This window comes from Gammaproteobacteria bacterium (assembly GCA_013696315.1).
Taxonomy (GTDB): Bacteria; Pseudomonadota; Gammaproteobacteria; order JACCYU01; family JACCYU01; genus JACCYU01.
Genome location: JACCYU010000131.1, coordinates 1 through 3953 on the forward strand (window position 1 = coordinate 1; position 3953 = coordinate 3953).

Annotated in this window: 3 protein-coding genes and 1 pseudogene; all 4 read right to left on the minus strand. The window is 54.3% G+C overall.

Annotation, left to right across the window (positions count from 1 at the left end):
* A partial coding sequence (cas5u6u, locus tag H0V34_07955) for a type I-U CRISPR-associated protein Cas5/Cas6 (protein ID MBA2491625.1) occupies nucleotides 1-1284 on the minus strand: 1284 nt, incomplete at its 3' end.
* A 2-nt stretch (nucleotides 1285-1286) separates the two neighbouring features.
* Nucleotides 1287-2413: pseudogene (gene cas7u / locus H0V34_07960) on the minus strand (type I-U CRISPR-associated protein Cas7).
* Nucleotides 2410-3327: a type I-U CRISPR-associated protein Cas8c gene (gene cas8c, locus H0V34_07965; GenBank protein ID MBA2491626.1), complete on the minus strand. Its 918-nt coding sequence runs from the start codon at nucleotides 3325-3327 to the stop codon at nucleotides 2410-2412. The pseudogene cas7u and the gene cas8c overlap by 4 nt, the downstream one beginning before the upstream one ends.
* On the minus strand, nucleotides 3324-3953 hold a 630-nt coding region (locus H0V34_07970; GenBank protein MBA2491627.1), incomplete at its 5' end, for a hypothetical protein. The genes cas8c and H0V34_07970, both read right to left, overlap by 4 nt.

The following is a 3953-nucleotide window of genomic DNA, read 5'->3' on the forward strand; positions in this document are numbered from 1 at the left end:
ATCTTCTACTGCTTCAACCGGCAGCCCAGCCTGGCGCATAGCCTTGAAGAACAGGCGTTCGGCCTTTGACTGCTTGCAATCATCTAGGCCCGATAGAATTACAGGTGTCACACTTGACCAAGTGAGAGATGGCCGCACGTAAGCGGAAAACACGGTATCTTCATCTTGCGGCTCTACTAGCATTGCGTGTCTCTCTGTGTCGTTTGACCTATAGCTTCCCTCCTTTTCAGGCACTAGCTCCGCGTTTCTTAACCGATGCCCGGCCCAGGCAGCATATTCACTTCCACCGCCAAATGGCTCAGTAATTATTACTCGCCTGATCATGCCGTCAGCATGCTGATGACCGATAGTCGGCAAGGGCAGATAGGAAAATCGCATGTTGGTCTCCGCGCCGCTCTTGTCAATGTGGCCAGCCACATATCGCTGAGCCCCCCCGGGAAACTCGTATTCGTCGCTTTTCGCCGCGTTACAAGTTAGATGACGGATCATAGCGGCTACGAAGACAGCCTCAGTCTGCCTGAAGGGCCACCAATTATCTTGTGTGCTACGCAACTCAAATGCTGCATGCGGCCGCGGCAATAAATTACCAGGTGGTAAATATGTAATCTTTATAAATGCCTGCAATTCTTGTGGTGGGCGGTATTGGTTACCGTCAACACTTCCCAAGAACGATTCATGAACATGTAGCAGATTCTCAAGCGTGCCATGGGTCGGTACTCGAAGACCTGCATCACCCGGTGAATCGTAACCATCCCAGGCATTCCAGCGCTGACCGGCGAGCTTTGCAACCTGGATGGAGTTTAGCAATTCGCCTTCTGCTACTGCCATATCAATGCCCCATCCCAGTGCAAAGAGGTGTCGCGCCTCTGAGCAAAGCAAATCGGCATGCGGCTGAGCCTCAGACCATTCGCCATCATCGATCAACCAAAGATAATGAACTGCGTTGCCGTTGCCGAGGCGGCTGGGACGGGCGAACTTCGACGTCAGACGCTCCTGCCGATCGAACTTCTTGTCGCCGTCGTTGTTGGGGACATAAAGCGTGTAGCTCGGAGCCGGTGGGGCATTCGGGGCAACGATCACGGGAGGCTTGCGCTGCTCCAGCCAGCGTAACGCTTTGGCTTTAACTTCGGACCATTCACGATCACGGCAACCGGCCCGCGCACCAGCCAGCAGCGCCTGAAATAAACGCAGTGGCGACGGCGGCCACTCGCGTTTGCCGCCATCTTCTTGACCGTGGTATAGAGGGTCAAGGAAGTGTACCGTGATGCAAAGGTGCCGAGTCATACCTAATCATTCCCAGATGGCGCAACACTCGCAGAACGCTTATCCCTGCGACTGGCTTTACGTTGTTTCTTATCCTGTCCTAGCGCTTCGCTAGCGATCTCGGCGCCGAACTCGATCTGCCGTAAGTTCTTGCCTACAACAAACGCCTTAGCTGCGGCATCTGGATAAGCTTTCGCGTCATCTGGCGGGAGGGCGACTGGGTCTCTCTTACCGTCGTGATGCACCTTTTTCCAATCGGCGTTCTTACCCTGGTCTGGGACGAGTTGGCAGCCTTCGCGCAAAAAAGATTCCTGTGGCGCGGTAAACACGATGAGCGCTAGCCCCAAAATATAGCGGCGAAGCTCGAGCGCCGCCTCATCATCCTGTGTGCCCGCACCCAGCGTACGGACAGCGACAAGATTCAGTGTGGCATCACGGCGAATCTCGCCTGCGACCTGAATGCCGCCATGTGTCCATGGAGCCGGGGCATGACTCAGCCCAAGCTGAGACATTGCATCTTGTTGTTTCTTGTCTTGCGCCTGCTCAAGGAGACCTTCTTCCACGTACTCGACCGGGGGAATGTATTGGGCGGAACGATGGAGCGATTTAACCTGATAGGCACGAATCACCGATCGCACGACGCGCGGAATCTTCACCTGCGTCGCACGCGAATCCCAACTGCCGAAAACAATGGATGTCGGTGCGATCTTGGCGAGCGGCTCGGCGTTGCCATCCTTTATGGACTGAAAAGCACGCTCAAGCTGGTCGGTCAAGTTGGAGAATCGCACAATTGCGTCGGCGGCACGATGACCGCGGCATCCAACAAATTTATTTCCTTTCCACCGGCCTTAATGACGACTTGCGGAACAAGATGCTTGTATGTCTCGCGCTTGAATATCGGCTCCATGCGATTCGCTTGCGAACCCACACTATCGATCTGACACACGCTCGTGCCGTCCTCAAACCGATCGATATTGTATCCAGTCCAGTCATCCTCTCGCATGCGTTCCGGTTTGGCATACGTCGGTGGGAAGACCACTGCGTCCTTTCCCTCGACCGGCTCCAGCCATTGACGCATTACCAGAGCGGCAACATCGCTGTCATCCTTCAGCCAGTCATCGAACTTTCTTAATACCTGCTCATCGGTCATAACTCGTCTCCTATAAGGGTGGCGGAGGAAAAGGCCTTGTAGCGCTTTTGATCATCCCTAAACAAAAGACGGAACTCGTAGACATCGGCATCGACGGCAGGAACCGAGTCGCAGACAACCGCAGCGGCAACGTAGACTGACAGTGCTTGTTTCCACAGGCAGTACCTAAAACGCCACTTGCTCGAGCCGGCTACTGGATGGAAGCGCTGTAGTCCAATCAAACTGAGCAACTCAACCGCAGGATGGGCCAGAGTCTCCACATTCTGTACATCAAGAGAAAAACCCGCATCGAGAGCGTGCGCGAAACGCCGGGCATCAAAGTAAAATGGTTCGACTGGTTTCTTCGAATCCAGTTTGTTCTTTTGATATTCCAGAGGCGTACGCAGAATGCACGCGTAATCAAAAAGACCGAAGATATCGGAAATGTCCCTTATTTGATCTTGTGCGGCTCGCGTAACTTTGTGAATTTCCTGTTGCCCCGCCCAGGTTTTGACGGAGTCAACATCGTCATCTGTTTGCCACCAATTCAGAACAAGCGAAAATGGCGATTCAAGAATTACTTTACCCTCTCGCGCCCTTGTCCCGAGTGCTTTTCGTCTCTCATCCTTATCCTTTGAAAGTTCCTTTTTTTCCCTCTTGAGCCTCCGCTTTTCTGCTTCAAGCTCATCACGCTCTTGTCGTTCTTTATCGCTGAGACCTGATATCCGATGCTTGCAAAGCTTGTCCACCAGGTCGTCCAACGACGCAGATTTGTTTCTCTCGGGAGCTCTGATAGTAAAACGTTTTTCCTCAAACCATCCCTCCGAGCCGGGCCATAGACGATGCGCCAGCTCCAGAAGGCCACAGCAAGCGAAAAACTGGCCGGGATTGGTCGCGTCCACGCGCAAGGAAAAGCTGGGCTCCGACGCCATCATCGCTCATCCTCCTCAGGCTCAGTCTCGACAGCCTGACGCGACGCGATGATATCGGCGCAACGCATGAGTGATTCCAGCCACGCCAGACTCCAGCGACCGAAGCGCTGCTGTAGCCGGCCAAAGCGACGCATGACCTCATGGGCCGCCCCCTGGTTTCGGTTCGTAGTGCTCTTTTCGTGGTCGTAAGCGCTGCGCTTTACATTGTGCTCAAAATGCGGGCGAGCCCAACCATGGTGAGCAGCGATCAGGTGCAGGATCAGGTCGCGCTCGGGATGTTTAGAAATCACACGATCTGCTTCAGCATCCAACAAAGAACCAAATTCGTGGCGGTAGCCGCCGAGCAGATGCCAGTTCATGCCAAGTGGGCCGGATTTGGCCAGCGGCTCCTGATAGTTTTCGTTGTATATCGAGCGTTGCCAGACCTTTCGATCCTTTCCTTTGTCGTGCCAGCTTGCGGCCAAGGTTAATGCCTGCTTTATGTTCTCTTCCAACCCAAGTGCTTCGGCAATTCGCTTGGCCTGCTCGCCAGCCTGACCGTTATGCTCTTGCAGAGTCGGCGGCTTCACGCTGACTGCCTCTTCGGGACTTTCGTCAGCCGCCTTGCGAGCCCTCTTCAGCAACAAGAG

Coding starts and splice junctions, on each gene's coding strand:
- cas8c (MBA2491626.1), bottom strand. CDS start 3,327: ATGATGGCGTCGGAGCCCAGCTTTTCCTTGCGCGTGGACGCGACCAAT.